The organism is Sphingomonas panaciterrae (assembly GCF_036890205.1).
Lineage (GTDB): Bacteria > Pseudomonadota > Alphaproteobacteria > Sphingomonadales > Sphingomonadaceae > Sphingomonas > Sphingomonas panaciterrae.
This window is the reverse complement of record NZ_JAKNQR010000006.1, coordinates 24,617-49,661: the sequence shown is the minus strand read 5'-3', so window position 1 is coordinate 49,661 and position 25,045 is coordinate 24,617. Positions and strand designations below refer to the sequence as shown.

General features: G+C 66.5%; 28 protein-coding genes. 14 read left to right on the top strand and 14 right to left on the bottom strand.

Annotation, left to right across the window (positions count from 1 at the left end):
* The first annotated feature begins 21 nt into the window (after nucleotides 1-21).
* The 7 genes from L8F96_RS14055 (at nucleotide 22) to ribA (ending at nucleotide 5,018) form a co-directional block, all read left to right on the top strand.
* Complete coding sequence (locus tag L8F96_RS14055) at nucleotides 22-369, top strand: hypothetical protein (protein ID WP_125945326.1); 348 nt, start codon at nucleotides 22-24, stop codon at nucleotides 367-369.
* A gap of 77 nt (nucleotides 370-446) precedes the next feature.
* Nucleotides 447-797: a hypothetical protein gene (locus L8F96_RS14050; RefSeq protein ID WP_046409449.1), complete on the top strand. Its 351-nt coding sequence runs from the start codon at nucleotides 447-449 to the stop codon at nucleotides 795-797.
* Nucleotides 798-868: 71 nt separating this feature from the next.
* Nucleotides 869-1,318, top strand: a complete 450-nt coding sequence (locus tag L8F96_RS14045; RefSeq protein ID WP_334656327.1) for an RES family NAD+ phosphorylase — start codon at nucleotides 869-871, stop codon at nucleotides 1,316-1,318.
* A 157-nt stretch (nucleotides 1,319-1,475) separates the two neighbouring features.
* Nucleotides 1,476-2,207, top strand: a complete 732-nt coding sequence (locus L8F96_RS14040; RefSeq protein WP_417158988.1) for a TerC family protein — start codon at nucleotides 1,476-1,478, stop codon at nucleotides 2,205-2,207.
* Between the two features lie 94 nt (nucleotides 2,208-2,301).
* Entirely contained in the window at nucleotides 2,302-2,910 is a 609-nt protein-coding gene (locus L8F96_RS14035; RefSeq protein ID WP_046409447.1) for a LolA family protein, read from the top strand.
* A gap of 264 nt (nucleotides 2,911-3,174) precedes the next feature.
* The gene (locus L8F96_RS14030) at nucleotides 3,175-3,957 is read left to right on the top strand and encodes an exodeoxyribonuclease III (RefSeq protein WP_046409446.1); all 783 of its coding nucleotides are present in this window, start codon (nucleotides 3,175-3,177) and stop codon (nucleotides 3,955-3,957) included.
* Nucleotides 3,954-5,018 carry a GTP cyclohydrolase II gene (ribA, locus tag L8F96_RS14025; protein WP_136450912.1) on the top strand — a complete coding sequence of 355 codons (1,065 nt, stop codon included), beginning with the start codon at nucleotides 3,954-3,956 and terminating at the stop codon, nucleotides 5,016-5,018. The genes L8F96_RS14030 and ribA overlap by 4 nt, the downstream gene beginning before the upstream one ends.
* Before the next feature lie 36 nt (nucleotides 5,019-5,054).
* On the opposite strand, the gene L8F96_RS14020 is transcribed toward ribA, so the two are convergent.
* On the bottom strand, nucleotides 5,055-5,735 hold the full coding sequence (locus tag L8F96_RS14020; RefSeq protein ID WP_334656326.1) for an HAD family hydrolase: 681 nt from the start codon (nucleotides 5,733-5,735) through the stop codon (nucleotides 5,055-5,057).
* A complete protein-coding gene (locus tag L8F96_RS14015; protein WP_136451069.1) occupies nucleotides 5,732-6,409 on the bottom strand; it encodes a YggS family pyridoxal phosphate-dependent enzyme in 678 nt (225 codons plus the stop codon). The genes L8F96_RS14020 and L8F96_RS14015 overlap by 4 nt, the downstream gene beginning before the upstream one ends.
* 76 nt (nucleotides 6,410-6,485) lie before the next feature.
* On the opposite strand from L8F96_RS14015, the gene L8F96_RS14010 reads away from it, so the two are divergent.
* The gene (locus L8F96_RS14010; RefSeq protein ID WP_136450914.1) at nucleotides 6,486-6,962 is read left to right on the top strand and encodes a thiamine phosphate synthase; all 477 of its coding nucleotides are present in this window, start codon (nucleotides 6,486-6,488) and stop codon (nucleotides 6,960-6,962) included.
* Nucleotides 6,963-7,001: 39 nt separating this feature from the next.
* Here L8F96_RS14010 and L8F96_RS14005 read toward each other — a convergent pair whose 3' ends face one another.
* Complete coding sequence (locus L8F96_RS14005; RefSeq protein ID WP_241212585.1) at nucleotides 7,002-7,709, bottom strand: porin; 708 nt, start codon at nucleotides 7,707-7,709, stop codon at nucleotides 7,002-7,004.
* Between the two features lie 204 nt (nucleotides 7,710-7,913).
* On the opposite strand from L8F96_RS14005, the gene L8F96_RS14000 reads away from it, so the two are divergent.
* The 4 genes from L8F96_RS14000 to holA are packed head-to-tail and all read left to right on the top strand — an operon-like array spanning nucleotide 7,914 to nucleotide 12,394.
* Nucleotides 7,914-8,348 carry a DUF3576 domain-containing protein gene (locus tag L8F96_RS14000; RefSeq protein WP_334656323.1) on the top strand — a complete coding sequence of 145 codons (435 nt, stop codon included), beginning with the start codon at nucleotides 7,914-7,916 and terminating at the stop codon, nucleotides 8,346-8,348.
* A 10-nt stretch (nucleotides 8,349-8,358) separates the two neighbouring features.
* Nucleotides 8,359-10,881: a leucine--tRNA ligase gene (gene leuS, locus L8F96_RS13995; protein WP_334656322.1), complete on the top strand. Its 2,523-nt coding sequence runs from the start codon at nucleotides 8,359-8,361 to the stop codon at nucleotides 10,879-10,881.
* Nucleotides 10,878-11,381, top strand: coding sequence for an LPS assembly lipoprotein LptE (gene lptE, locus L8F96_RS13990; protein WP_334656321.1), 504 nt, complete (start codon nucleotides 10,878-10,880; stop codon nucleotides 11,379-11,381). Before leuS ends, lptE begins: the two co-directional genes overlap by 4 nt.
* Entirely contained in the window at nucleotides 11,378-12,394 is a 1,017-nt protein-coding gene (gene holA, locus L8F96_RS13985) for a DNA polymerase III subunit delta (RefSeq protein ID WP_334656320.1), read from the top strand. Before lptE ends, holA begins: the two co-directional genes overlap by 4 nt.
* Nucleotides 12,395-12,429: 35 nt before the next feature.
* Here the strand turns inward: holA and L8F96_RS13980 are convergent, their stop codons facing one another.
* From L8F96_RS13980 to L8F96_RS13955, 6 genes are read right to left on the bottom strand one after another with little or no spacing between them, the layout of a single operon-like run.
* The gene (locus tag L8F96_RS13980) at nucleotides 12,430-13,335 is read right to left on the bottom strand and encodes a ParB/RepB/Spo0J family partition protein (RefSeq protein WP_145117667.1); all 906 of its coding nucleotides are present in this window, start codon (nucleotides 13,333-13,335) and stop codon (nucleotides 12,430-12,432) included.
* The gene (locus L8F96_RS13975; protein ID WP_136450919.1) at nucleotides 13,332-14,114 is read right to left on the bottom strand and encodes a ParA family protein; all 783 of its coding nucleotides are present in this window, start codon (nucleotides 14,112-14,114) and stop codon (nucleotides 13,332-13,334) included. The genes L8F96_RS13980 and L8F96_RS13975 overlap by 4 nt, the downstream gene beginning before the upstream one ends.
* Nucleotides 14,111-14,731: a 16S rRNA (guanine(527)-N(7))-methyltransferase RsmG gene (rsmG, locus tag L8F96_RS13970; RefSeq protein ID WP_334656319.1), complete on the bottom strand. Its 621-nt coding sequence runs from the start codon at nucleotides 14,729-14,731 to the stop codon at nucleotides 14,111-14,113. The genes L8F96_RS13975 and rsmG overlap by 4 nt, the downstream gene beginning before the upstream one ends.
* Nucleotides 14,728-16,440: a tRNA uridine-5-carboxymethylaminomethyl(34) synthesis enzyme MnmG gene (gene mnmG, locus L8F96_RS13965; protein WP_334656318.1), complete on the bottom strand. Its 1,713-nt coding sequence runs from the start codon at nucleotides 16,438-16,440 to the stop codon at nucleotides 14,728-14,730. Before mnmG ends, rsmG begins: the two co-directional genes overlap by 4 nt.
* A 20-nt stretch (nucleotides 16,441-16,460) precedes the next feature.
* Entirely contained in the window at nucleotides 16,461-17,729 is a 1,269-nt protein-coding gene (mnmE, locus tag L8F96_RS13960) for a tRNA uridine-5-carboxymethylaminomethyl(34) synthesis GTPase MnmE (protein WP_417158989.1), read from the bottom strand.
* Nucleotides 17,726-17,962, bottom strand: coding sequence for a DUF6489 family protein (locus L8F96_RS13955; RefSeq protein WP_046409420.1), 237 nt, complete (start codon nucleotides 17,960-17,962; stop codon nucleotides 17,726-17,728). The genes mnmE and L8F96_RS13955 overlap by 4 nt, the downstream gene beginning before the upstream one ends.
* 122 nt (nucleotides 17,963-18,084) lie before the next feature.
* On the opposite strand from L8F96_RS13955, the gene L8F96_RS13950 reads away from it, so the two are divergent.
* Nucleotides 18,085-18,786 carry a dienelactone hydrolase family protein gene (locus L8F96_RS13950; RefSeq protein ID WP_334656316.1) on the top strand — a complete coding sequence of 234 codons (702 nt, stop codon included), beginning with the start codon at nucleotides 18,085-18,087 and terminating at the stop codon, nucleotides 18,784-18,786.
* A 45-nt stretch (nucleotides 18,787-18,831) separates the two neighbouring features.
* On the opposite strand, the gene L8F96_RS13945 is transcribed toward L8F96_RS13950, so the two are convergent.
* Genes L8F96_RS13945 through cysD form a run of 3 tightly spaced genes read right to left on the bottom strand, consistent with a single transcriptional unit; the run spans nucleotide 18,832 to nucleotide 22,408 of the window.
* Nucleotides 18,832-19,569 (bottom strand): 3'(2'),5'-bisphosphate nucleotidase CysQ, encoded by a 738-nt coding sequence (locus L8F96_RS13945; RefSeq protein ID WP_334656378.1) that lies wholly within the window; start codon nucleotides 19,567-19,569, stop codon nucleotides 18,832-18,834.
* 8 nt (nucleotides 19,570-19,577) lie between these two features.
* Complete coding sequence (gene cysN, locus L8F96_RS13940) at nucleotides 19,578-21,500, bottom strand: sulfate adenylyltransferase subunit CysN (protein ID WP_334656314.1); 1,923 nt, start codon at nucleotides 21,498-21,500, stop codon at nucleotides 19,578-19,580.
* The gene (gene cysD / locus L8F96_RS13935) at nucleotides 21,500-22,408 is read right to left on the bottom strand and encodes a sulfate adenylyltransferase subunit CysD (protein WP_334656313.1); all 909 of its coding nucleotides are present in this window, start codon (nucleotides 22,406-22,408) and stop codon (nucleotides 21,500-21,502) included. Before cysD ends, cysN begins: the two co-directional genes overlap by 1 nt.
* A gap of 88 nt (nucleotides 22,409-22,496) precedes the next feature.
* On the opposite strand from cysD, the gene L8F96_RS13930 reads away from it, so the two are divergent.
* Entirely contained in the window at nucleotides 22,497-23,489 is a 993-nt protein-coding gene (locus L8F96_RS13930; RefSeq protein ID WP_334656312.1) for a hypothetical protein, read from the top strand.
* Here L8F96_RS13930 and pdeM read toward each other — a convergent pair.
* Nucleotides 23,443-24,105 (bottom strand): ligase-associated DNA damage response endonuclease PdeM, encoded by a 663-nt coding sequence (gene pdeM / locus L8F96_RS13925; protein WP_334656311.1) that lies wholly within the window; start codon nucleotides 24,103-24,105, stop codon nucleotides 23,443-23,445. The two genes, L8F96_RS13930 and pdeM, sit on opposite strands and share 47 nt — an antisense overlap.
* A gap of 62 nt (nucleotides 24,106-24,167) precedes the next feature.
* Complete coding sequence (locus L8F96_RS13920) at nucleotides 24,168-25,040, bottom strand: MipA/OmpV family protein (RefSeq protein WP_052742548.1); 873 nt, start codon at nucleotides 25,038-25,040, stop codon at nucleotides 24,168-24,170.
* Nucleotides 25,041-25,045 lie beyond the last annotated feature (5 nt).

The window sequence follows — 25,045 nt, the reverse complement described above, 5'->3', positions numbered from 1 at the left end:
TCATTCGGCGGAGACGCCGCGATGGACGACCAGCTCGTCGAACTCGCCATCCTTGGGATCCTGGCCGAGCGGTCGGAGGTCTATCCGCCGTATCTCGTCAGTGAACTGCGTCGTCGTGCGCCGATGCTGCGCGTGGAACTCGTGGGCCCGGTGCTGGAGCGGCTGTGGCGGGAACGGCGCGTGGCCCGGCTGTGGCACCGCTATCTGCTTCCTGACCGCGTGCCGACGGTGCGCGCACGCTGGCTGTCGATGATCGAGCATAGTCGCACGAGCCGCGCCGCGCGTGAGGCGGCGGGCGCCGCTTATGATGATGGTCAGGCGCTGCTGCAGACATGGGATGGCTGGCGCATCGGCGCGGTGGACGCCTGACCGGCGCCCGCCCGAAATCTCCGGGTTCATTGAACCGAGGCACATAGTGATGCATATATGAGGCAAGGAGTGCACTCATGCTTGCCGCTTTCCTCGACGACATCCGCGACCAGGACCTGATTGCCCCCCGCCGCATGGCGGAGCGGCTGCGCCTGCCGATGTCGCGTCTGGCGAAGCTGGCACATCTGAACCGCAACACCATGGCGGCCCGTCCCGACAGCCCCGCCGTGCAGACGAAGCTGGGCGAGATTGCCCGCATCATCGCGCGCGCCGCGGAACTGGCGGGCGACGAGGGGCGGGCGATCATCTGGTTCAAGCATCAGCCGATCGCCGGCTTCGGCAAGACGGCGGAGGAACTGGTGGAGGCCGGCCGTGCCGATGCGGTCATGTGGACGCTCGAAAGCATGGATCAGGGTAGCTACGCCTGATCTCGCCCGGGCGATCGGACGCTCCCGTGCCGCACCAGCCGCTTCTCCCGCTCACCGGACGCTTCTGGCGCATGCTGGGGGTCCGGTGGCAGCGGCGCCCCTATGACAGTGGATCGCACCTGACCGGTGGCCGCTGGAATCCGGTCGGCACGCCGGCGCTGTATCTGTCGGCGGATTACAACACCGCGATTCAGGAGATGCACCAGGATCTGGTGTGCCCCGGAACGCTCGTCGCCTTTGACGTCGCGGCGGATTCAATCGCTGACCTCGGTGACGCAGATCCGGCCATCACCCTTGCCTTGTGGCGGCAGATCCACATGATCGACCGCAAGACGCCGCCAAGCTGGGCGCTCGCGAGCAAGCTGATCGCCGCAGGGGCGCAAGGCGCGCTGGTTCCCTCGGCGCAGCATCGCGGTGGCCGTAACCTCGTGTTGTGGCGCTGGCACGACGCGGCCGCCGCAGGAGAGGGCGCTCGCCTCAGCCTGCTCGATCCGGAGCGCGCGCTGACCGGGCGTGACTGACGCCAAGCGCGGCTTTGTTCGTTCGAGGCGGGCGGAGTGCCTCCTGATCGGCGGATATCAGCCGACGCTGGCGGACGCTGTTGCGCTGGGATAACGACGTGGCGCAACCGGGGCGGTTCAGGACCGTTCCACCACCAGCCATGCCGGAGCCTTTGCGTTGATCCTCACTCTTCTTGCTCAAGCGGCTGCTGCCATACAGGGGCCCGGCTCGCTGGGTGACATCTGGCAGCATATCCTTGCCGATTTTTCGAACCTCTCCGAGCCTGCGGCGCTGGCCGCCTTCGGTCAGGTGCTGATGATCGATCTGGTGCTGGCCGGCGACAATGCGGTCGTCGTCGGGGCGCTCGCCGCGGGCCTGCCCGCCGAACAGCGCAAGAAGGTCATCCTGATCGGCATTATCGCCGCCCTCGTGCTGCGCATCGCCTTTGCGCTGGTGGTGACATGGCTGATGGGGATCGTCGGCCTGATCTTTGCCGGCGGCCTGCTGCTCTTGTGGGTCAGCTGGAAATTCTGGCGTGAATTACGGGCCGATTCGCACATCAACGCAGGCTCGGAAGAGATCGAGGGCGACGAGCGGTCGGGCCTCGCGCCCGCGCGGTCGTTCGCGTCGGCCGCCTGGGCGGTTGCCATTGCCGACGTGTCGATGAGCCTCGACAACGTTCTCGCCGTCGCGGGTGCCGCGCGCGAGCATCCCGGCATCCTCGTCGTTGGCCTGATCCTGTCGGTCGCGCTGATGGGGTTGGCCGCGAATTTCATCGCCCGCATCATCGGCCGCTATCGCTGGATCGCCTATATCGGCCTCGCCGTGATCGTCTTCGTTGCGTTCAAGATGATCTACGAAGGCTGGGTCGGCACGGGCGAGACGGTCGGCATCATCACCCTGTTCTGAGCCGCGATCGCTTCGGCTGACGGGAACCGGAGGGGGTTCACCACGCGTTCAACCCCTCCGGCCGATACGCCGCGCAGTGACCAACGGGAGAGTCATGGTGAAATTTGTGGTGCCATTTGCTGTTGCGGTCGTCATCGCTGCGCCCGCAGCCGCGCAATCGGGTGATCTGGCGCAGGTCCAGAACCATCTGCGCGCGGTCAACACGATGACGGCGAATTTCACGCAGACCGACCGCGCCGGCAAGACGGTGACCGGCACGCTGTCGCTCAAGAAGCCGGGCAAGATCCGCTTCCAATATGAAAAGAGCGTACCGATCCTGGTCGTCGGCGACGGTAAGGCGCTGACCTTCATCGACTATTCGGTGCGTCAGGTGCAGCGCTGGCCGATCACCAATTCGCCGCTCGGCGTGCTGATCAACCCGGATCGCGATATCAGCCGTTATGCCAAGGTGATCCCGGGCGCGGACCCCCGCGTGCTGTCGGTGGAGGGCTATGACCCCAAACACCCTGAATATGGTCGTATCACCATGGTCTTCGCGCGCGACGCGTCAGCCCCGGGTGGGCTCATGCTGCAGGGCTGGGTGACGCTCGACAGCCAGGGTAATCGCACGACCATCCGGCTCGATAATCAGCGCTTCAACGTGCCGGTGAGCGATGGAACGTTCCGCTGGAACGATCCACGGAGGACCAGCCCGCGCAGCTGATTGATTTAGATAGATTCCGTTCATCTAGGCGACAGGTATGTGATTCTAGAACATGAGGTGCGGATGTGGGGCGATCCGGGATTTTCCCCCTGTTGCCCGGACAATGTTCCACACTCCCCCTGCGTGACGAACGCCAGGTCGGCCCTCGCTCCATGCCCCCGGAGCGAGGGCCTTTCCTTTTCCGCGGGTTCTACTCTCGCGGCGCGCTACGGGGTATCGGCCGATCGGTTGTGAGCGGCGCAGCCTCCCGCTACAGCCACTGGCGTGAAGATCGTCAGCTGGAACATCAATTCGGTTCGCTTCCGTCTCGACATTGTCGAGCAATTCCTTCGGGAGGCGGCGCCAGACATCCTGTGCCTTCAGGAAACCAAGGTCATCGATGCGGATTTCCCCGCCGCCAGCTTCCGCGCGCTGGGCTATGATCATGTCCTGATCCACGGGCAGCGGATGCATCACGGCGTCGCGATCATCAGCCGCGTGCCGCTGGCCGAAGACGATCGTTTCGATTGGCAGGCCAATCGCGAGGCCCGGCATATCGGCGTTCGCTTGCCTAACGGGGTACGGCTGGAAAATGTCTATGTGCCGGCCGGCGGCGACGTACCCGACCGGGAGGTGAACCCGAAGTTCGGCCAGAAGCTCGATTTCGTGCAGCGCATGACCGAATGGTCCGCCTCGCTCAACTGCCCAACTATCCTGACCGGCGATTTCAACATCGCGCCGCTGCCGTCCGACGTGTGGAGCCACAAGGCATTGCTCAAGGTGGTCAGCCATACCCCGGTGGAGGTCGAGGCGCTCGGCCGGCTGCAGCAATCCAACAGCTGGGTCGATCTTGGCCGGCATTTCTACCCCGCCCCGGCGCGGCTCCATACCTGGTGGAGCTATCGCTCGCCCGACTGGACCAAGAATGATCGCGGCCGGCGCCTCGATCACATGTGGGCGACCAGCGACGTGGCTGAGGCGGCACGATCGCATCAGGTGTTCGAGGCGTGCCGCAGCTGGCTCAAGCCTTCCGATCACGTACCGATCATGACGGAGTTCGACTTTTGACCGGCGCGCGCCAGCCCGATCCCAAGGCGGCGGCGCGGGCGATTGACGCCCTCCGACGCGGGTGGCCGATCCGTATCGGTGCGCTTGCGCTTCTGCCGATCGAAACTGCCGATCCGCTGCGGCTGGAGGCCTTCGATCCCACGGCTGAGGCGCCCGTGCTGCTCTCCGCTGGCCGTGCGGAGACGCTGAAGCTCGCCAATCAGCGCGAGGCTGCCGTGCCCGACGCGCCGGTGCTGGTCGATCGTGCGCCATGGATTGATTTTGCCGGCGGCACTGCGCTGGCCGATCCGCAGCTTGATCTCGCGACGCCGCTGAAAGGGCCGTTCCGTGCAATCGAGGTGGTCTCCCCCGACGACGCACGCGCGGCGCTGCGGCTCGCGCGGGTCGCGGGGATGCTGCCGGCCTTCTTCGTCCGCCCGGATGGCCCGGCCGAGGTCACGCTGACCGCAGCAGATATCGATGCGCACGAGGACGCGATACGCCTCAGCATCGCCGCGCGCGCCCGCCTGCCGGTCGCCCATGCCGAAGATGCCGAGATCGTCGCCTTCCGCACCCCGGAGGGGCCGGGCGAACACGTCGCGCTGCTGATCGGCGCGCCCAACGGTCAGCCGCCGCTGGTGCGGCTGCACAGCGAATGCCTGACGGGCGACGCGCTGGGCAGCCTGAAATGCGATTGCGGGCCACAGCTCGACGCCGCGTTGAAGGCGATCGCTCAGGCCGGCTGGGGCATCCTCTTGTACCTGCGGCAGGAGGGGCGGGGAATCGGCCTCGTCAACAAGCTGCGCGCCTATGCGCTGCAGGATCAGGGCTTCGACACGGTCGACGCCAATACCCGTCTTGGTTTTGCGATCGACGCGCGGGATTTCGGCGTTGCGGCGCGGATGCTCGACCTGCTCGGCCAGCGCGACATCCGGCTGCTGACCAACAACCCCGGCAAGGTGCAGGGGCTGGAGGCGCATGGCATCAATGTGGTGGAGCGGGTGCCGCATTTCCTGCCGACCAACCCGCACAACGAGCATTATCTCGCCACCAAGCGCGACCGGACCGGCCACCAGCTCTGACCGATATGGGGTAGGCGCGCCGCGGTGCTGGCGGGGTTACGCGCTCGCCGGCAGGCCGAGCGCGCGGCGGACGCCCTCGAAATCGTGCGCGATCGTGTGGACGCCAATCTTGCGCAGCCGCTCGTCATGCCCAAGCGCGCAATGACTGCCGGCGCACAGGCCGATCACATGTGCACCGCTGGCAACCGCGCCGGTGGCCCCGACGGGCGAATCCTCCAGGATCACGCAGCGTTCGATCGGCACGCCCAGCTGCGCCGCGCCATGCAAATACAGGTCAGGCGCCGGCTTGCCGCGGGCGACATGCTCTCCCCCGGAATATAGATGATCGCCGAACACGTCTTCCAGCCCCAGGTGGCGCAGGTGCGTGCTGATCCACCGTGTCGAGCTGGAAGAGACGATCGCTTTGGGCAGGTCGGCCGGCAGCGATCGAACAAAGGCAACCGCCCCCACGACCTCTTCGACGCCTTCCAGGAGGACGCGCTCATTCTCGGCGAGGCGCGCCTCGTTCCAATTGGCGGGCAGCGGGCCGCCGATGAAATCCTCCACACGGTTGAGGAAGTCCTGGCCGGCCAGCCCCATGAAGCGGGCCATCGATTCCTCCGGCGTGATCGGATGGCCGTTTGCGGACAGAAAATCGGCGATATGCTTGTTGCCGAGAAACTCGCTCTCGATCAGCACGCCATCGAAATCGAAAAGCAGCGCGTCAAAATCGATCATGCGGCCGCCTCCGGCTGGGTGCGGGCGCCGAACAGTGCCGACCCGATGCGCACATGTGTGGCGCCGATCATCACCGCTGTCTCGAAATCATCCGACATCCCCATGCTGAGGCCCGTTAGTCCTTCCTCACGCGCCAGCTTCGCCAAGAGCGCAAAATAAGGCGCGGCATCGACCCCGACCGGGGGAATGCACATCAACCCGGCGACCGGCAGGTCCGCCTGCCGCGCCTCGGCAAGCAGCGCGGGCAGGTCGTCGATCGCGCACCCGCCCTTTTGCGGCTCCTCGCCAATATTCACCTGAACGAAGCAGGGCAGACGACGATCCTGCGCATCCATCGCGCGGCCCAGCGCGCCGACCAGTGAGGGCCGATCGACGGCGTGGATCACGTCGGCCAGCGCCACGGCATCGGCCGCCTTGTTCGATTGCAGCTGGCCGATCAGGTGCAGCGTGACGTCGGGAAATTGCTCGCGCAGCGCCGGCCATTTGGCGGCCGCCTCCTGCACCCTGTTCTCACCGAAATGGCGCTGGCCGGCCTCCAGCAGTGGCACGATGGCCTCGGCCCCATGCGTCTTGGAAACGGCGATCAGCGTCACATCGCTCGCCCTGCGGCGGGCGAGCTTGGCGGCGTGCGCGATGCGGGTGGTGATCGCGGCGAGACGGTCGTCGGCGTGCATCGCCCGCGCTATAGGCAGGCGGATGCCGCGCCGCCAGCCTGTCCCGACCACCCGGCCGATTCCCAGCATCTGGTTGATGACGGACGAGCGGATGGGGAAGCGGCTGTGGCACGCCGTCCAACGCCTGCCGCGCGGGGCAGGGATCGTCTTTCGCCATCATCGCACCCCGCTGGCGCAGCGGCGGCGGCTGTTCGCCCGCCTGCTGCGGCTGGCGCGGTCGCGCGGGCTTGTACTGGTGCGCGCCGGCGAGGTGGCATTGCCGGGCGAGATGGGGGTGCATCGCGGCACGTCCGGGGCGTTCGTCACCTGGCCGGTCCATAATCGGCACGAAGCACGCGCCGCGCGCCGCGCTGGCGCTGCAATCGCCTTCGTATCGCCGGTCTTCGCCACGCGCTCCCACCCGGGCGCGCGGGGGTTGGGGATGGCGCGTGCGGCAGCGCTCGCCCGCGCCTTGCCGATGCGGCGGATCGCGCTTGGCGGCATGGACGCGCGCCGTTTCCGACAAAGCGCTAATTTCGATGGCTGGGCGGCGATCGACGCCTGGCTGGACTGATCAGCGAGTCATCACGACGTAACCCACGCCGCGCGATCGTCAGAAGCGGAAGGCGGTGCCCAGGTAGACGGCTTGGCTGTCGCGGCGATCGTCGTTGAAGCGGGCGAGCCGCTCACGTTCCGACTTGTAACGCACGCCGGCGGTCAGATCGATGTTGCGGGTCAGCGAATAGGAGCCGCCCACATCCAGCGAGTAGCTCGGCGCTTCCTCGACCATCTGCGTCGCGGTGCCCGGCAGCGGACGATCCGCCGCTGCCTTCACCCGGCCGGTGAAGCGCGGCATCGAATAGCTGACTGACAGATCGGCCGCCTCGCGGCTGCCCGGCTGTCCGGCCAGATCGATCTTCGCCACGTCTCCCGTCACGGCGAACCGCTTCCAGCCCACCGATACGCCAAGGTTGTAGGCGACCGGCACCAGGCCGACGGTCGGCGCGGCCGCGGTGGTCCGCGCGGCATCGGCAACCTGCGTCGAGCGGGCACGCACCGCCACGGTCACCGGGCGGTTGCCCTGACGATTCTCGGACGGGGTGAACCGGAACTGGCCATCGGCAAGGCCGCTGCGCGCAAAGGCCGCGGCAAGGCGCGGATCGGCCGCGGCAGGCGTAAAGCCACCCACCGAACGGGTCGCCGACGGACGCTTGGTCGTGGTGCGATCAAGCTCGGACGCACCCATCGCCGGCGCAACGACGAGCGCCGAGGCGACAAGCGCCACGACAGACCCACCAATTAGCGCACGAACAGCGATCACGAATCCCTCCGACCCTTGCAACGCAACTAACACGATTCGTTCGCACGCCGCCATGCTGGCTTGTTGCTTTTGGGGCGAGTGTTGCACGCTTTCCACACTATGCGGGACGAATGGACCCGGCGATGCGTCGGTTCCGTGAACTTGCGGGCAATGGGTCGCCTCTGTAGAGGTCGATGTCACCAGTTTTCCATCAGGACGATGCCCATGTTCCGCCCGTTGCGTTCCGCGCTGGTCGTTTGCGCTGCCCTTGCCGTCGTGGGCTGTGGCGGTGGCCGGCAGAAGGTTTCCACCGATCTTGCTGCCAGCCGTGTCACCACGATCGGCGTGAACAGCTATCTGTGGCGCGCCTCGCTCGACACGCTCAGCTTCATGCCGCTGCTGCAGACCGACTCCAACGGCGGCGTCATCGTCACCGACTGGTATGTGAACCCGCAGACGCCCAATGAGCGGATGAAGGTGACGGTCACGATCCTCGACCAGGATCTGCGCGCCGATGCAGTGCGCGTCGCGGCGCTGAAGGAGGTCAACCAGGGTGGAGAGTGGGTGGCGGCACCCGTCACCGCGGCCACCACGCAGAAACTGGAAGACATCATCCTGACCCGGGCGCGCGACTTGCGGCGTGCGTCCTCGCTGAACTGATCCAGCCATCATGAGCCAGCGTTTCAACGCGCTTTCCGCCGACGCCCGTTGGCAGCGGGTGTGGGATGAGCGTCGCACTTTTGCCGCCAACGATTCCTCGCCGAAGCCCAAGAGCTATGTTCTTGAGATGTTCCCCTATCCGTCGGGGCGCATCCACATGGGCCATGTGCGCAATTACACGATGGGCGACGTTCTCGCCCGCTTCCGCCGCATGAACGGCATGGAAGTGCTCCACCCGATGGGATGGGACGCCTTCGGCATGCCGGCGGAAAATGCCGCCATGGAAAAGGGCGTGCATCCGGGCGGCTGGACGCGTGACAATATCGCCACCATGAAGGCGCAGTTGAAGCGGCTGGGCTTCGCGCTCGACTGGACGCGCGAATTCGCCACCTGCGATCCCGAATATTACGGCCACGAACAGGCGATCTTCCTCCGCTTCCTTGAGGCGGGGCTGGTCTATCGCCGTGAAAGCGCGGTGAACTGGGATCCGGTCGACATGACCGTGCTCGCCAATGAGCAGGTGATCGACGGGCGCGGCTGGCGCTCGGGCGCGCTGGTTGAGAAGCGCAAGCTGAACCAGTGGTTCCTGAAGATTACTGATTTCGCCGAGGATCTGCTCTCCGGCCTCGCCGACCTGAAGGACTGGCCCGACAAGGTCCGGCTGATGCAGGAAAACTGGATCGGCAAGAGCCAGGGGCTCACCTTCCGCTTCGCGCTGACCGATGCCGCCGGCACGGGCGAGGGCGTCGTTGAGGTCTATACCACCCGCCCGGACACGATCTTCGGCGCAAGCTTCGTCGCGGTCGCGGCGGATCACCCACTGGCGCAGTCGGTGGCGGCTGGCGATCCCGCCGCGCAGGCGTTCATCGAGGAATGTCGCCGCGGCGGCACCACCGCGGCGGAGCTGGAAACGCAGGAGAAGAAGGGCTTCGACACCGGCTACAAGGCCGCGCATCCTTTCGATCCGACGATTCAGCTGCCGGTCTACATCGCGAACTTCGTGCTGATGGATTACGGCGTCGGCGCGGTGTTCGGCGTTCCCGCGCACGACCAGCGCGATTTCGAATTCGCTACCAAGTACAAGCTGCCGATCCGCCGCGTCGTCTCCGAAGGAACGAAGGACTCGCCCGAGTTCCACGAGGCGGAGGCCTATACCGGCCCGGGTACGCTGGTGAATTCGCACTTCCTCGACGGCATGGACATCGAGGATGCGAAGCGTGAGGTGATCGTCCGCGCCGAGGCTGGCGGCTGGGGCGAGGGGACCACGGTCTACCGCCTGCGCGACTGGGGCATCAGCCGCCAGCGTTACTGGGGCACGCCGATCCCGATCATCCATTGCGCCGACTGCGGCGCCGTGCCGGTGCCGCTCGATCAGCTGCCGGTGAAGCTGCCCGAGGATGTCAGCTTCGCGATTCCCGGCAACCCACTTGATCGCCATCCCACGTGGAAGCATGTGGCCTGCCCCTCGTGCGGCAAGGATGCTGTGCGCGAGACCGACACGCTCGACACGTTCGCGGATTCGTCCTGGTATTTCATCCGCTTCGCCAGCCAGCCCGACGACAAGCCGTTCGACAAGGCGGTAGCCGAGCAGTGGCTGCCGGTCGGCCAGTATATCGGCGGGGTGGAACATGCGATCCTCCACCTGCTCTATGCGCGTTTCTGGACGCGCGCCTTACAGCATGTCGGAATGATTGATCTCGCTGAGCCATTCGCCGGCCTGTTCACCCAGGGCATGGTGACGCACGAGACCTACAAGTCTTCCGACGGTCGCTGGCTGTCGCCGGGCGAGATCGAGGACGGGATCGAAGTATCGACGGGGCAGCCGGTCACGGTGGGCCGCGTCGAGAAGATGTCCAAGTCGAAGAAGAACACCGTCGATCCCGAACCGATCGTCGATCAATATGGCGCCGACGCGGTGCGCTGGTTCATGCTGTCGGATTCGCCGCCCGAGCGCGATCTGGAGTGGAGCGAGAACGGCATCGAGGGCGCGTGGCGCTTCATCCAGCGACTGTGGCGTCTGGTCGCCTCAGAGGGCGCTGGGAGCGCCGCTGAGGGTGGCGAGGACATCGGCCTGCGCAAAACCGCGCATCGCACGGTAAAGGGCGTTGCGGACGCCATCGAGGGCCTTCAGTTCAACAAGGCCGTGGCGCTCATCTACACCCTCGCCAACGCAATCGAGAAGGCGCAGCCGTCGCAGGATCGCACTGCCGCGGTTGCAACGCTGCTGCGCATCGTTTCGCCGATGGTGCCGCATTTGGCCGAAGAGGCGTGGGCGGCGCAGGGCGGCGAGGGGCTGATCGCCGACGTCGCTTGGCCGGTGGTCGATCCCGCGCTGCTGGTGGATGACGAGGTGACCGTGGCGGTTCAGGTCAACGGCAAGCTGCGCGATACGATCCTGCTCCCCAAGGGCATGGCCCGCGAGGAGGCTGAGGCTCAGGCGCTCGCCTCCGAAAAGGTGGCCCGCTTGCTCGAGGGCAAGCCGCCGCGCAAGGTGATCGTGGTGCCCGATCGCCTGGTGAACATCGTCGCATGAAGCGGCTGCTGCCCCTCGCTGCGGCGCTCATGATGCTGGGCGGATGCGGCCTCAAGCCGCTCTACTCCGGCGGCAGCGCCAGCCCGGCCGCACAGGTCCTGGGCGAGATCGAGATCGTGCCGATGGAGGGGCGCGCCGGCTGGCTGCTGGCCAATGCGCTGCGTGAACGGATGAGCGTCGTGCCGGCATCAGCCAGCCCGCGCTACCGGCTGCAGATCGCGCTCGACGACCAGATCACCGGCCTCGCCATCCGCCGCGACGATTCGGTCGCGCGGGAGCGGCGCACGCTGCGTGCGCGCTACCAGCTGGTGGAGGTCGGCAACGACGGCGTGGTGCTCGATGCGACGGCCGCCTCAGACGCAGGCATTGACGTCGTCGGTTCGGACTATGCCACGATTGCCGCGGAGGCCACGGCGCTTGAACGCTTGGCCGATGTGGTCGCGGATCAGATCATCACGCGGATTTCGGTGTCCGTGGGGCAGAACGCCGCCAAGCAATGAAGGCGACCGAAGCCCGCCTCAAGGCGGCCCTGGATCGCCCGCCTGCCGACATCCGGCTCTATCTCCTGTTCGGCCCGGACGAGGCGGGGGCGATCGCGCTCGCCAACCGGCTTCCCCGCGCGCTCGGCCCGGATGCCGAGCGGATCGACCTCGACGGCGCCACGCTGCGCAGCGACCCGGCGCGACTGGTCGACGAAGCCGCCTCGCTGTCGCTGTTCGGCACGCCGCGTCATATTCGGGTCAGCGCCGCTGGCGAGGAGAGCCTGGCGGCCGCTACGGCGCTGCTGGAGGCCGATCGCGTCGCCAACCCCGTGGTGATGATCGCCCCCGCGCTGAAGGCCAGTTCGAAGCTCAGCAAGCTCGCGCTCGACTCACCCGCTGCTCTGGCACTCGCCTGCTACGTCCCCGGCGCCGATCAGATGGAGTCGATCGCCAATGACCTCGCGCGTGAGGTCGGGTTACGGCTCGGCGCGGGCGTCGCGCGCCGCCTCGCAGCCGCGGGGGGAGGTGACCGGGCGGTGATCGCGCGCGAGATCGAGAAACTCGCCCTGTACCTCGACGCCGCTCCCGATCGTCCCGCCGCCTGCGAGCAGGACGCGCTCGATGCCGTGGGTGCTGACCTCGGCGATGCCGACATGGGCGACGTGGTCGCGGCGCTCGTCGCCGGGCGACCGGCGGAGCTTGGCGAGGCGCTCCGTCAGCTTGACGAGGCCGGCATATCGTCAATCCCCTGGCTTCGTGCGCTTGCCCGCCGGCTGGCCACGCTCGCCGAAATGAAGGCCGAGGTTGCGGGAGGCGATGACGTCGGCAGCGTGATGAAGCGGCACCGCGTGTTCTTCAAGGAAGAGGCGGCCACCAGCGCGGCGTTGCGCCAATGGTCGCCTGCGGCGCTCGCGCGGGCGATGGTGCTGGTACGCGAGGCCGAGCGTGCCGTGATGGCGGGCGGCGGCAGTGCGGGCGACGTGGTCGCCAGCCAGGCGATGCTTACGCTCGCACAGCGCCTTCGCGGCTAGTCACGGGGCAGGGCAGTGCCTGCGTACCCACAGGATCAGATCGGCTCGCCGCTCAACCGCTGACAAATCATGTCCAGCTGATCGAGCGTCGAATAATCGATCGTCAGCGACCCGCCATTGGGGCTGTAGGTGATCCGCACGCGCACACCCAGCAGGTCGCCCAATTGCCGCTCCAGCGCGGCCACATCGGCATCACCGCTCGCCGAGGAGCCACCAGCACTCGCGCGGTTGCCGGGCTTGCGCGTCGTCGCTGGCTTGGCCGATTGCGCCAGTTTCTCGGTCTGCCTAACCGACAGCCCCTTGGTCACCACCTGATCGGCCAGCGCCTCGGGGTCAGGCGCGCCGATCAGCGCGCGGGCGTGGCCCATGCTCAGCGTACGATCGACCACGCGCGCCTGGACGGTCTTCGGCAGGTCCAGCAGCCGCAGGAGGTTTGCGACATGGCTGCGCGACTTGTGCACCGTCTGCGCCAGCACTTCCTGTGTATGGCCGAATTCGTCGACCAGCCGGCTGTACGCCTCTGCCTCTTCGATGGCATTCAGGTTCTGCCGCTGGATATTCTCCACCAGCGCGATCTGCAGCGTTTCACTGTCGGTATAGTCGCGGACGACCACCGGCACTTCGTGCAGCCGTGCACGCTGCGCCGCGCGCCAGCGCCGCTCACCCGCGACAATCTGATAGGTATGGCCATGTGGCCGCACCACGATCGGCTGGATGATGCCGCGTTCCGCGATCGACGCGGCCAGTTCGTTGAGCGCATCCTCGTCGAAATGTCGCCGCGGCTGCTCCGGGTGGGGGGCGATCGCGCTGACGGGGATCATTCGCACGCCCGCGGGCGGCCCGCCCTCGGTCGCGGTCGGGGAATCATCACGGGCGATATCGCCGAGCAGGGCCCCCAGACCCCGGCCCAGCCCGCCGCGGGCGCGCTTGGTATCGGTCATGCGGCCACCTCGCTGGCATGCGGCAACCGGGCAATCAACTCCCGCGCCAAGGCAATATAGGCTTGCGATCCGCTGCACCGGTGATCGTAGATCAGCGCGGGCAGGCCGTGGCTGGGCGCTTCGGACAGTCGTACGTTGCGCGGGATCACCGTCTCGAACACCACCTTGCCCAGCACGGCGCGCACGTCCGCCGATACCTGCTCGGTCAGCCGGTTACGCCGATCATACATCGTCAGCGCGACGCCGATGATCGCCAGTGCCGGATTGAACCTGGCACGGATCCTCTCGACGGTCGTCAACAGCTGGCTGAGACCCTCCAGCGCGAAGAACTCGCACTGCAACGGCACCAGCAGCGAATCCGCCGCCACCATCGCATTGATCGTCAGCAGCCCGAGGGAGGGGGGGCAGTCGATCAACGCAATGTCCCAGCGCGGCGGCGCTGCGTCGAGCGCGCGGTGCAGGCGATGAGTCCGGTTTTCCAGCTCGACCAGTTCGATCTCTGCGCCGGACAGGTCAACCGTCGCCGGCAGCACGTCGAGCCGCGGAACGCCCGTCGCGACGACGGCGCTTTCCACCGGCGCCTGATCCACCAGCACATGATAGCTCGATGCAGCGCGCTGCGCCTGAGTGATCCCCAGCCCCGTCGAGGCGTTACCCTGCGGATCAAGGTCGATCAGCAGGACGCGCTTGCCCGTCGCGGCCAGCGCGGTCGCCAGATTGATCGCCGACGTTGTCTTGCCAACCCCGCCCTTCTGGTTGGCCACTGCGATGCGGATCATCGCCGTTCCTTCACATTTGTCACGACGACGATGCCGGAGGCAGGGTCGGTGATGCTCTGTTCCACGTGGAACAATCCCGCGAAGCGGCGCTGCGCTTCCTTGACCTCTGTGGTGGCCGATTGTCCCTTGGGTAGCAAGTAAAGCGTGCTCATCGACGCCAGATGCGCCGTGGATTGCAACAATTCCGCTAACGAGGCGACCGCCCGCGCAGAAATCACCGCGGCTTTGGGCTCGGCGACGCGCTCGACCTTCGCCTGCTGAACCGTGACGCGCGCTGTCAGACCCTCTTGCTCGATCACGCCCCGCAAGAAGTCTGCCCGCATCCGGCGGGGTTCGATCATGACGACGGGCCGATCACTCGCCAGCGCGACGACCATGCCTGGGAAACCCGCGCCCGTGCCGACGTCAATCCACGTCCCGTCATGCTTATCGGCCAAGGGAAGCAGCTGCGCGGAATCGAGGAAATGCCGGTTCCACAAGGAGTCGAGCGTCGGCCGGGCGACCAGATTCTGTCGCTCGCTCTCCGCGCGGACAATATCGGCAAACCGCTCAAGCCGCGGCATCGCTGGGTCACCAACGATCGCACGGACCGCGGCGCGTGCTTCTTCCTCGTTCATCGCTGCGCCGCCTTCGCATCAAGCCACAAGGCGGTGAGGGCGGCAGGGGTGACCCCGCGCACGCGCGACGCCTCACCCAGCGTACGCGGCCGCGCTGCCCGGAGCCGCTCGCGCATCTCGTTCGACAGGCCGGCAATCCGGTCCAGCGCCACATCGCTGGCGATCACGATCTTCTCGTCCTTCTTCATCCGCGCAATCTCCGCCGCCTGCCGTTCGAGATAGGGGGCGTAGCGAACGTCCTCCTCATGCTCGCGGATCAGGTCAGCGTCGATCGCGCCGTCTGCGTCTGCCTCGCCACTGCGGAGCTGAGCGCGCTGCGCCATGCGTGTCGCGACATGACGATGCCGCCGTGGGGACAGCAGCCCCAGCCGCTCCGCTTCCCCGCTCAGCCGCGCCTCGGCATTGTCGGCGCGCAGTGCAAGACGATATTCGGCCCGCGCCGTCAGCATGCGATAGGGTTCGCTGATGCCTTGCAGGACCAGATCGTCGATCATGACGCCGATATAGCTGGCGGTCCGATCCGGCTGGAAAGGCGTTAGATCAAGCGCAGCAGCGGCCGCATTGGCCCCCGCCACCAGTCCCTGTGCGGCGGCCTCTTCATAGCCGGTGGTGCCATTGATCTGGCCAGCCAGGAACAGGCCCTTCAGCTGCGGCAGCGCTAACGTGGCGTCGAGCGCGCGTGGGTCGATGTGATCATATTCGACCGCATAGCCGTGCATGGTGATCCGCACGTCTTCAAGCCCCGGCACACTCCGAATGAACGCGTCCTGCACATCGGTCGGGAGCGAGGTGGAGATGCCGTTGGGATAAACGGTGGCATCATCGAGTCCCTCGGGCTCAAGGAAGATCTGATGCCCGTCGCGATCGCCAAAGCGCCGGATCTTGTCCTCGATCGACGGGCAATAGCGCGGGCCCTGACCCTCGATCGCACCGGTCTGCAGCGGTGAGCGATGCAGGTTGTCACCGATGATCGCATGCGTTTCACCGGTGGTACGGGTGATGGCGCAGGCAAGCTGCGGAAGGCGGCGGCCGTGCGTCATGGGCGACATCGTCCAGGGATCGACGTCCGATGGCTGTGGTTCGAGCCGCGCCCAGTCGATCGTGCGGCCGTCAAGGCGGGGAGGGGTGCCGGTCTTCAGCCGCCCCATCGGCAGCCCCAATTCGCGAAGCTGCGTAGCCAGCGGCAGTGCTGCCGCCTCGCCGACGCGACCACCGGTTTCCTGCACCTCGCCACGAAAGATCCGCCCACCAAGGAACGTGCCGGTCGCCAGGACGACCGCGCCGGCTGAAATGGTCGTGCCGTCGGCAAGCGTAACGCCGGTCACGCGGTCACCCTCCAGGCGAAGCGCGACCGCGTCGCCACCAACGATCGTTACGCCGGCCTGGTCCGCCAACATCGTCCGGATGGCGGCGGAGTAGAGCTTACGATCGGCCTGAATTCGCGGTCCCTGAACCGCCAGTCCCTTGCTGCGGTTGAGCATCCGATGGTGGATGGCCGCAGCATCGGCCGCTCGTCCCATCAGGCCGTCAAAGGCGTCTACCTCGCGAACAAGATGACCCTTGCCCAACCCGCCGATCGACGGGTTGCACGACATGGCGCCGATTTTGCCAGGATCATGGCTGACCAGCGCGACCCGGGCGCCGCGTCGGGCAGCCGCGGCCGCGGCTTCTGTCCCGGCGTGTCCACCCCCGATGACGATAACATCCATGGATTGTTCCACGTGAAACATCACTTCCCAACACAGAAGCGCGCGAACAGTGCATCGAGCATGGTCTCGGTGGCGTCGACCCCAAGCAGACCGGCGAGCGCGCGCGTTGCCGTTCGTACCTCTTCTGCGCGCAACAGCAAGTCGTCGCTGTTTAGTGAAGCGACAAGCGCGCGGTGCGCGGCGTCAATCGCGCGGCGCTGTTCCACGTGGAACGTCGCCTCCGCTCCACCGCCCAACACAGCATCCCCGCGGCGCTCGATTTCACCCCACAGACCGTCAATGGTCGCCGGATCATAGACCGACGTGGGTATGGCGCCCGTGGGCGTGTCGCCCTGGCGGTCGGCCTGAGCGAAGACACGGATCGCACGTTCGCTGTCCTCAGTCCCCGCGAGGTCCAGAATGATGTCCGCCGAAGCCAGCGCGGCGCGTGCGCGCTCGATCCCGATCCGCTCGATCGGATCATCCGTCTCCTCCCGCAACCCGGCCGTATCGATCAGCGTATAGGCCCGCCCACGACGAACGACCTGCGCCTCAACCCGGTCGCGCGTCGTCCCGGCAATCGGCGAGACGATCGCCGCCTCACGCCCGATCAGCGCGTTGAGCAGCGATGATTTGCCCGCATTTGGCGGGCCGACCAGAACGATGCGAATACCATCGCGATATCGCTCGACCGATGGACGGGCGAGAACCCCCGCCAGCTTATCCGCCAGCGCTCTGGTTTCCGCATCAATCCGAACGGTATCGACCGCCTCGACATCATCCTCATCGTCGAAGTCGATCGTCGCCTCGATCAGCGCGCCGATACGCGCAAGCTCTGCCATCCACTGCGCGACCAATCGGCTGACCACACCATCGGCGCTGTCCATCGCCAGCCGCCGCTGCTGCTCGGTTTCCGCTTCGAGAAGATCGGCAATCCCCTGCGCCTGGATCAGGTCGATCCGACCATTGGCCAGCGCCCGCCGCGTGAACTCGCCAGCCTCCGCCGGCCGCAGTCCCGGTTGCTCACTGAGCGCGCGCTCTACCGCTGCAACGACCGCTCGCCCGCCATGCAGGTGCAGCTCGACCAGATCCTCCCCAGTGGCGGTCCGTGGTCCCGGAAACACCAGGACCAGCGCTTGATCCAGCACCAACCCTTCATGGCGCAGCGTGCGCAATCCCGCGGTCCGAGGGGCGGGCAGGGGGCCCGCAAGCGGCGTTGCTGCCGCTATGGCGCTCGGCCCGCTGACCCGCAGCACGGCGATGGCGGCCGGCGGGCGGCCGCTCGATACGGCAAAGATCGTGTCCATCAGCCGCCGGGCTTGGAGCCCGCCTCGAACATGCTGCGCCAGAAATTGGCCCCGGTCTCACCCATGGGCGCCCAGCTGCGCATCAATCCCTCCAGCACCTCCGGCGCCACGGCCTTCTGCTCCAGCGATTGCTGCAACAACGCTACGTAGCGGTCGTGCAGCGGCGACAGGTCCGGCAGCCCCATGGCGCGGCGCGCTTCTTCCGGAGAACAATCCACCTCAATGCTGATCTTCATGGCCGCCTCCGCTTGAGCCGTGCTGTGGGGAGCGATAGCGTCACCCGTGCACCATCTATGCCCGCTCTGCCGCTGCCGTCGCAACTGCGGGAGCGGGCTGCATCACAAGGAGAAGGATTTTCATGGGTCAGATGATCGACATCACCGCGCTGAACAATGAGGGCAGCTTCAAGGCCTATCGCGCCGATCCGGCTGGCACGCCGACGGCCGCCATCATCGTCATCCAGGAAGTGTTTGGCGTGAACCCGGGCATCCGGCAAAAGTGCGATCGCCTGGCAGAGCAGGGCTATCTCGCCATCGCGCCCGATCTGTTCTGGCGCATCGCGCCGAGCGTCGAGCTGAACCCGGACATTCCCGAAGAGTTGCAGCGCGGACTCGACCTGTTCGGCCAGTTCGATCAGGACGCTGGCATTCGCGACATCGAAGCGACCATCCACGCAACCCGGTCGCTGCTCGGCGGGTCGGGCAAGATCGGCGCGGTCGGCTATTGCCTCGGCGGGCGCCTGGCGTTCATGACCGCCTGCCGCACCGATATCGATGCCAGCGTCGGCTATTATGGCGTCGGCATCGATGGCCTGCTGGGTGAGAAGCACGCCATCGCCAACCCGGTTCTCCTCCATATCGCCGGCGAAGACGGCTTCGTTGACAAGGCCACCCAGCAGAAGATGCACGAGGGGCTGGACGATCACCCCAAGGTCACGCTGTACGATTATCCGGGTGAGGATCACGGCTTCGCGACCGAAATGGGCGACCGCCGCTCGCCGGCTGCTGCTGATCTCGCGGATCAACGCACGGCCGATTTCTTCGCCGAACATCTGAAGTAATCGGCACCCGCCTCCTCCGCCACGCGCGGGGGAGGCGCCTTTCGCTCAGCGGGCGTTGATCTCGCGGACCAGCGCCAACACCTCGCCGGCCAGTTCTTTCTGGCAGATCAGCAGATCGGGCAGGTACACATCCTCCTGATTGTACCGCAGCGGGCTGCCGTCGATGCGCGAACAATGCAGGCCGAAAGCGGCCGCCACAGCCACCGGCGCGGCCGAATCCCACTCATATTGCCCGCCGGAATGCAGGTAGATGTCCGCTTCTCCGAGCACCACGGCCATCGCCTTTGCCCCGGCGGATCCCATCGGCACCAATGTCGCGCCGAGCCGCTCGGCGACGGCAATCGCTTCCGGCGCGGGACGGGTACGGCTGACCAGCATCCTCAGCGGGCTGGCTGGCCCGGATAGCGTGCCGGGCTGATCCGACCGCAGCACCAATCCCGCATCGGGTAGCGCGACTGCACCGACCGTCGCGACCCCGTCGATTGCCAACGCGACATGCACCGCCCAGTCATGCCGCGCCTCGCCATATTCACGCGTGCCATCGACCGGATCGACGATCCAGGTCCGCCGCTTGGTCAGGCGACCGCCATCGCAACTCATTTCCTCGGACAGCAGGCCGTCGTCGGGTCGCGCATGGCGGATCGCCTGGACAAGGAACTGATTGGCGGTCTGGTCGCCTGCCTTGCCCAGCGCCTGCGGGCTGAACACCGTGGCACCGCGCACCGCCAGCAGGATCTGCCCGGCCGTCTCGGCAAGGTGGGCGGCGAGCGCGGCGTCGGTCATGGCGTTGGTCACGGGATGATCCTGGCAATGATGAGGTCCGCTGCTTCTTCGGGCGTCATCGCCGTCGTGTCGATGCGGATCTCGGGATCCTCCGGCGGCTCATAGGGGCTGTCGATGCCGGTGAAGTTCGCCAGCTGCCCGGCGCGCGCCTTGGCATATAGCCCCTTCACGTCGCGCCGTTCGGCCTCCGCCAGCGGCGTATCGATATGCACTTCGATGAACTCACCCGGCTGCATCATCTGGCGCACCATCTCCCGCTCGGCGCGGAAGGGGGAGATGAAGGCGGTGACGACGATCAACCCGGCATCGGTCATCAACCGCGCGACTTCACCCACCCGGCGGATATTCTCCACCCGGTCGGCGTCGGTAAACCCCAGGTCCTTGTTCAGCCCGTGGCGGACGTTGTCACCGTCGAGCAGGAAGGTGTGACGATTCATCCGTACCAGCTTCTTCTCGACCAGATTGGCGATGGTCGATTTGCCCGCTCCGGACAGGCCGGTGAACCACAGCACCACCGGCTTCTGGTTCTTCAGCGCGGCCAGCGTCTCGCGGCTGACGTCGGTCGGCTGCCAATGGATGTTCTGCGATCGCCGCAGGCTGAAGTGCAGCATCCCCGCCGCCACCGTGGCGTTGCTCAGCTTGTCGATCAGGATGAACCCGCCCAGCGCGCGGCTGTCGGCATAGGGTTCGAATACCAATGGCTTGTCGGTGGAAAGATTCGCGGCCCCAATCGCATTCAGGTCCAGCGTCTTGGCCGCCAGCTGCTCCAGCGTGTTGACGTTGACCTGATATTTAGGCGCCTGCACCGTTGCGCTGACGGTCTGCGTGCCCAGCTTCAGCCAATAGGCGCGGCCGGGCAGCATGTCCTCCTCCGCCATCCAGACGATCGTCGCTTCGAACTGGTCGGCAACTTGCGGCGGATCACCCGCGGCGGCGATCACGTCGCCGCGCGAACAATCCACCTCGTCGGCCAGCGTCACCGTGACCGATTGGCCGGCGACCGCTTCGCCCAGATCACCGTCCAGCGTCACGATCCGCGCAATCGTCGTCGTCTTGCCTGACGGAAGAATGCGTACCGGATCACCCGGTCGCACAACGCCCGCGGCGATCTGCCCGGCGAACCCCCGGAAATCGAGATTGGGCCGGTTGACCCATTGCACCGGCAGGCGGAGCGGCCGCGCCTGGTCCGCCTCAGCATCGATCGGCACCGCCTCCAGATGCGTGATCAGCGGCGGCCCGCTGTACCAAGGCGTCTGGTCGGATGCGGCGGTGATATTGTCGCCACGAAAGCCCGAGATTGGAATGGCAGTAAACCCATCGATGCCGATGGTCGTCGCGAACGCCTGATAATCCGCAACGATCGCGTCGAACACCGACTGGTCATAGTCGACCAGGTCCATCTTGTTCACCGCTAGCACCAGGTGCCGGATGCCGATCAGATGCGCGAGATAGGAATGCCGCTTGGTCTGCGTCAGCACGCCCTTGCGCGCATCGACTAGGATCACCGCCAGATCGGCGGTGGAGGCACCTGTCACCATGTTGCGGGTATATTGTTCATGCCCCGGCGTGTCGGCGACGATGAACTTGCGCTTCTCGGTCGCGAAGAAGCGGTAAGCGACGTCGATCGTGATGCCTTGTTCGCGCTCCGCCGCCAGCCCATCGACCAGCAACGCGAAATCGATCGCATCGCCCTGCGTCCCGACGCTGCGTGAATCCTGTTCCAGCGCGGCCAGCTGATCCTCGAAGATCATCTTCGAATCGTACAGCAGCCGCCCAATCAGCGTCGACTTGCCATCATCGACGGATCCGCAGGTGATGAAGCGCAGCAGCGACTTGTTCTGATGCTGCGCCAGATAGGCATGAATGTCGTCGGCGATCAGCCGATCCGCCTGATAGGAAGGCGCCGCCGGCGCCACTGACGGCGACGCCATCAGAAATACCCCTCCTGCTTCTTCTTCTCCATGCTGGCCGCGCCGCCATCCTTGTCGATCGCGCGTCCCTGCCGTTCGCTGGTGGTGGTCAGCAGCATCTCCTGGATCACCTCTTCCAGCGTCGCCGCCTCGCTCTCCACCGCGCCGGTCAGCGGGTAGCAGCCAAGCGTGCGGAAGCGGATCGATCGTTCGACCGGCACTTCGCCATCGCGCAGCGGAAAGCGATCATCATCGACCATCAGCAGCATGCCGTCGCGCTCGACGGTGGGTCGTCGCTCGGCGAAATAGAGCGGCACGATCGGAATATCGTTCAGCTGGATGTACTGCCAGATATCCAGCTCGGTCCAATTGGAGATCGGAAAGACCCGGATCGATTCACCGCGTGCCTTGCGGGTGTTGTAGAGGTTCCAGAGCTCGGGGCGCTGGTTCTTCGGATCCCAGCGATGGTTGGCCGAGCGGAAGGAAAAGACCCGCTCCTTGGCCCGACTCTTTTCCTCATCCCGCCGCGCGCCGCCAAAGGCGACGTCGAAGCCATATTGATCCAGCGCCTGCTTCAACCCTTCCGTCTTCCACATGTCGGTGTGCAGCGGGCCGTGATCGAACGGATTGATCCCGCGTGCTTCCGCCTCGGGATTGCGGTGGACCAGCAACTCCATGCCGCTCTCGCGCGCCATGCGATCGCGCAGCGCGTACATCGCCTTGAACTTCCACGTCGTGTCGACATGCAGCAGCGGGAACGGCGGCGGGGCAGGGTGGAACGCCTTGCGCGCGAGATGCAGCATGACCGCCGAATCCTTGCCGACCGAATAGAGCATCACCGGCCGCTCACTCTCCGCCACCACCTCGCGCATGATGTGGATCGATTCGGCCTCCAGCCGCTCGAGGTGGGTCAGTGTCCGCGCCGTCATCGAAAAATCCCCGCAACGCCAATCCGGCTGATCTGCAACATGGCCGCGCCGGGGTGACACGGCACCTCCCATATGGGAGTGGTGCTATATGGCGATCACCCGCCCCGACGAGACCGACCTGTTGTTGCCGCTGCACGACGGCGCGCATGAGCAGGCACCGTTCGCGCTCTTCCTCCAGCGACTGAAGCGCCGCGTACGCGCCGATCAGGCCGTGCTGGCGGTGCGTGCGGGGCAGGGGGAATGGCGCTGGCTCGACTCTAGAATCGCCCCGCCGCCTGATCAGGATCATCTCACCGCCTTGCGGGCGCACCGCGTCTATGCGGAGGAGGAAGGCGGCTACGCGCGGCTGATCCGCGTCGATGAACCCGGCGGTGCCGCCGCGGTGCTCGTGATTCGCCGTGCGCAGTCCGATTTCAGTGCGGCCGACGGCGCCCTTCTTGCCCGCCTCGCACCGCATCTCGCGATCGCGCTGCGCACGCGTGCGGCACTCGATCATGCCGCCACCACCGCGTCGGTGGTCGAGCGGGCGGTCTCCGCCGGCCGGATCGCCTGGGCGTCGTTCGGCGCCGATGGACGCCCGCTTGCGCGCTCGGAGGTCTTTGCGGCGCGCGGCGGTTCCTTCTGGCCAATAGCGGCCGACGTTGCCGCCTGCGTGGCCGAACGCAGGCCAATGGTCGTGAGTTTGCGGCCAAAGGAGGCCGCGGCGATGCTGCTCATTCCGCTCGATCTGCCCCGGACGCCGCTCGCCACCGCCCCCGTGGCGCTTGGCCTAATGGCGCTCAACGCAGGACCTGGGGATGATGCCCAACCGGCGCTGCTCGCGGCATTGTTCGGCCTCACCGGCAGCGAGGCGCGCCTGGCGGCCGCCATCGCCGCGGGCGCCACCCTGTCCGACGCCGCGGCGCAGCTCGGCCTGACGATCGAAACGACGCGTAACTATTCCAAGCGCCTGTTCGCCAAGACGCGCACGCGCGGCCAAGTCGATCTGGTCCGCTTGATCGGCGCCAGCGCGGCCCGTTTCGCGCTGGGCTCGTTTACGCCGCCAGCGGAAAGCGAAGAAGGCGGTTCTCGACCGGAATAAGCGCCTGTGCCGAACGCCCCACCGCCCGCACGATCTCCGGATGGTCAACGTCGAGCCCCCCGGTCAGTGCGCCGAAGGCCGGCAGGATCAGCTTGTGGCTCGCCGCGACGAAGCAGCGTCGCGACACCAATTTGCCACGGATCCGGATCCGCAGCTTGGGGTGAAAGTGGCCCGACAGCTCGGGTCGCGTCTCGCTCAGCGTCGCTTCGTGCCGCAGCACCAGCCCGTCCACCACCGCCTCGTCCATCACCTCGCCGCCGCAGCGATCAACGCCGTGCGGATCGTGATTGCCGGTGATCCACGTCCATTGCGTCGCGCTGGTCAGCGACCGCAGCATGTCCTGCGCCCGCTGCGGCAATCGCGCGCATCCTTCCGGATCGTGGAAGCTGTCGCCCAGACACCAGACCTCCCGCGCGCCGGTCTCTTCCACCAGCGCGGTCAGGTCCGCCAATGTGACGAAGCTGTCGTACGGCGGCAGCATCTGCCCGGCGCGCGCGAACCAGCTCGCCTTTTCCAAATGCAGATCGGCGACCAGCAGGGCGCGCCGCGCGGGCCAGAATATCGCACCTTGGGGCAGGGGCGTCAGGTCATGCCCGCCGAACGAAAGGTGAACCATTGCCACCCTATGCGCCACCGGCAGCGGCGGATCAACGGGTGGCGCGGCGGCTCAGGCAAGTTTTAGAACGTGTAGGCCAGTCCCAGCACGCCCAGCCATTGATTGCGCGAACCCGCGATGCTGACGATCGGACTGTCACCCACATCGTTGATCAGCTTGCGATAGGTCACGCCGCCTACCACCTTGAATCCGCTCAGCAAGTCGCCGGTGATGGAATGGGTGCCGACCGCGCCGACGGTCCAGCTCTTCCAGCCGCCGCGACCACGGAAGGCGGGAAGGCCGCTCGCCGCCACCTGGCTGGGCGCGACGTCGAAATAGGTGCTAAGATATTTGGTCTCGACCCGCTCGGCCGACCCGAACAGCGCCACCGCCGCCCTTGTCGACAGCGGCGTGAAATAGTTGATCGTCGGCTGCCAGATGCCGCTCTTGTGCACGCCGGTGACGTCGTGGCGGTAGCTGACCGACAGCGAAATCTTGTCGTACGGGCTGGTGATGACGCCCGTCTTGCCAACGCCGACGAACCCGCCGAGCTCAAGCGCCGTGGCGCGCGTGCCCAGCGCGCGGACGCGCGGGTCATCGATGCTCGACCGCTTGGTGCGCATGAAGTTCAAAACGCCGATGGGTCCGGCCTGAAAGTCCCAGCTTGGGCCGGGCTGGCTCGGGATCAGATCGGCATTGGCGCGATTGCCCAGCACCTGGAAATTGATGCCGCTCACCGTCCCGATCACGCCGGGGACGGGGGTGAACTGATAATCGTTGGAGCCTTCGTAATCCGGCATGTAGCCGGCGCCGAGACCGACGGTGATCGCATCGCCCCCTGCACGATCGGCGAGCGCGGCAGCGGGGTCCGCGGCGGGTGCGCTGTCCTGCGCGGCAGCGATGGTCGGGAACATGGAAAGAGCGGCAGCAAGGCCGAACAGGCATTTGGCGGTCACGGAAA

Bases quoted from the DNA above. Each gene is read 5' to 3' on its own strand.
- L8F96_RS14055 (WP_125945326.1), top strand. From the start codon at position 22: ATGGACGACCAGCTCGTCGAACTCGCCATCCTTGGGATCCTGGCCGAG.
- L8F96_RS14050 (WP_046409449.1), top strand. From the start codon at position 447: ATGCTTGCCGCTTTCCTCGACGACATCCGCGACCAGGACCTGATTGCC.
- L8F96_RS14045 (WP_334656327.1), top strand. From the start codon at position 869: ATGCTGGGGGTCCGGTGGCAGCGGCGCCCCTATGACAGTGGATCGCAC.
- L8F96_RS14035 (WP_046409447.1), top strand. From the start codon at position 2,302: ATGGTGAAATTTGTGGTGCCATTTGCTGTTGCGGTCGTCATCGCTGCG.
- L8F96_RS14020 (WP_334656326.1), bottom strand. From the start codon at position 5,735: ATGATCGATTTTGACGCGCTGCTTTTCGATTTCGATGGCGTGCTGATC.
- L8F96_RS14015 (WP_136451069.1), bottom strand. From the start codon at position 6,409: ATGCACGCCGACGACCGTCTCGCCGCGATCACCACCCGCATCGCGCAC.
- L8F96_RS14010 (WP_136450914.1), top strand. From the start codon at position 6,486: ATGACGGACGAGCGGATGGGGAAGCGGCTGTGGCACGCCGTCCAACGC.
- L8F96_RS14000 (WP_334656323.1), top strand. From the start codon at position 7,914: ATGTTCCGCCCGTTGCGTTCCGCGCTGGTCGTTTGCGCTGCCCTTGCC.
- leuS (WP_334656322.1), top strand. From the start codon at position 8,359: ATGAGCCAGCGTTTCAACGCGCTTTCCGCCGACGCCCGTTGGCAGCGG.
- lptE (WP_334656321.1), top strand. From the start codon at position 10,878: ATGAAGCGGCTGCTGCCCCTCGCTGCGGCGCTCATGATGCTGGGCGGA.
- holA (WP_334656320.1), top strand. From the start codon at position 11,378: ATGAAGGCGACCGAAGCCCGCCTCAAGGCGGCCCTGGATCGCCCGCCT.
- L8F96_RS13980 (WP_145117667.1), bottom strand. From the start codon at position 13,335: ATGACCGATACCAAGCGCGCCCGCGGCGGGCTGGGCCGGGGTCTGGGG.
- L8F96_RS13975 (WP_136450919.1), bottom strand. From the start codon at position 14,114: ATGATCCGCATCGCAGTGGCCAACCAGAAGGGCGGGGTTGGCAAGACA.
- rsmG (WP_334656319.1), bottom strand. From the start codon at position 14,731: ATGAACGAGGAAGAAGCACGCGCCGCGGTCCGTGCGATCGTTGGTGAC.
- mnmG (WP_334656318.1), bottom strand. From the start codon at position 16,440: ATGGATGTTATCGTCATCGGGGGTGGACACGCCGGGACAGAAGCCGCG.
- L8F96_RS13955 (WP_046409420.1), bottom strand. From the start codon at position 17,962: ATGAAGATCAGCATTGAGGTGGATTGTTCTCCGGAAGAAGCGCGCCGC.
- L8F96_RS13950 (WP_334656316.1), top strand. From the start codon at position 18,085: ATGGGTCAGATGATCGACATCACCGCGCTGAACAATGAGGGCAGCTTC.
- L8F96_RS13945 (WP_334656378.1), bottom strand. From the start codon at position 19,569: ATGACCGACGCCGCGCTCGCCGCCCACCTTGCCGAGACGGCCGGGCAG.
- cysN (WP_334656314.1), bottom strand. From the start codon at position 21,500: ATGGCGTCGCCGTCAGTGGCGCCGGCGGCGCCTTCCTATCAGGCGGAT.
- cysD (WP_334656313.1), bottom strand. From the start codon at position 22,408: ATGACGGCGCGGACACTGACCCACCTCGAGCGGCTGGAGGCCGAATCG.
- L8F96_RS13930 (WP_334656312.1), top strand. From the start codon at position 22,497: ATGGCGATCACCCGCCCCGACGAGACCGACCTGTTGTTGCCGCTGCAC.
- pdeM (WP_334656311.1), bottom strand. From the start codon at position 24,105: ATGGTTCACCTTTCGTTCGGCGGGCATGACCTGACGCCCCTGCCCCAA.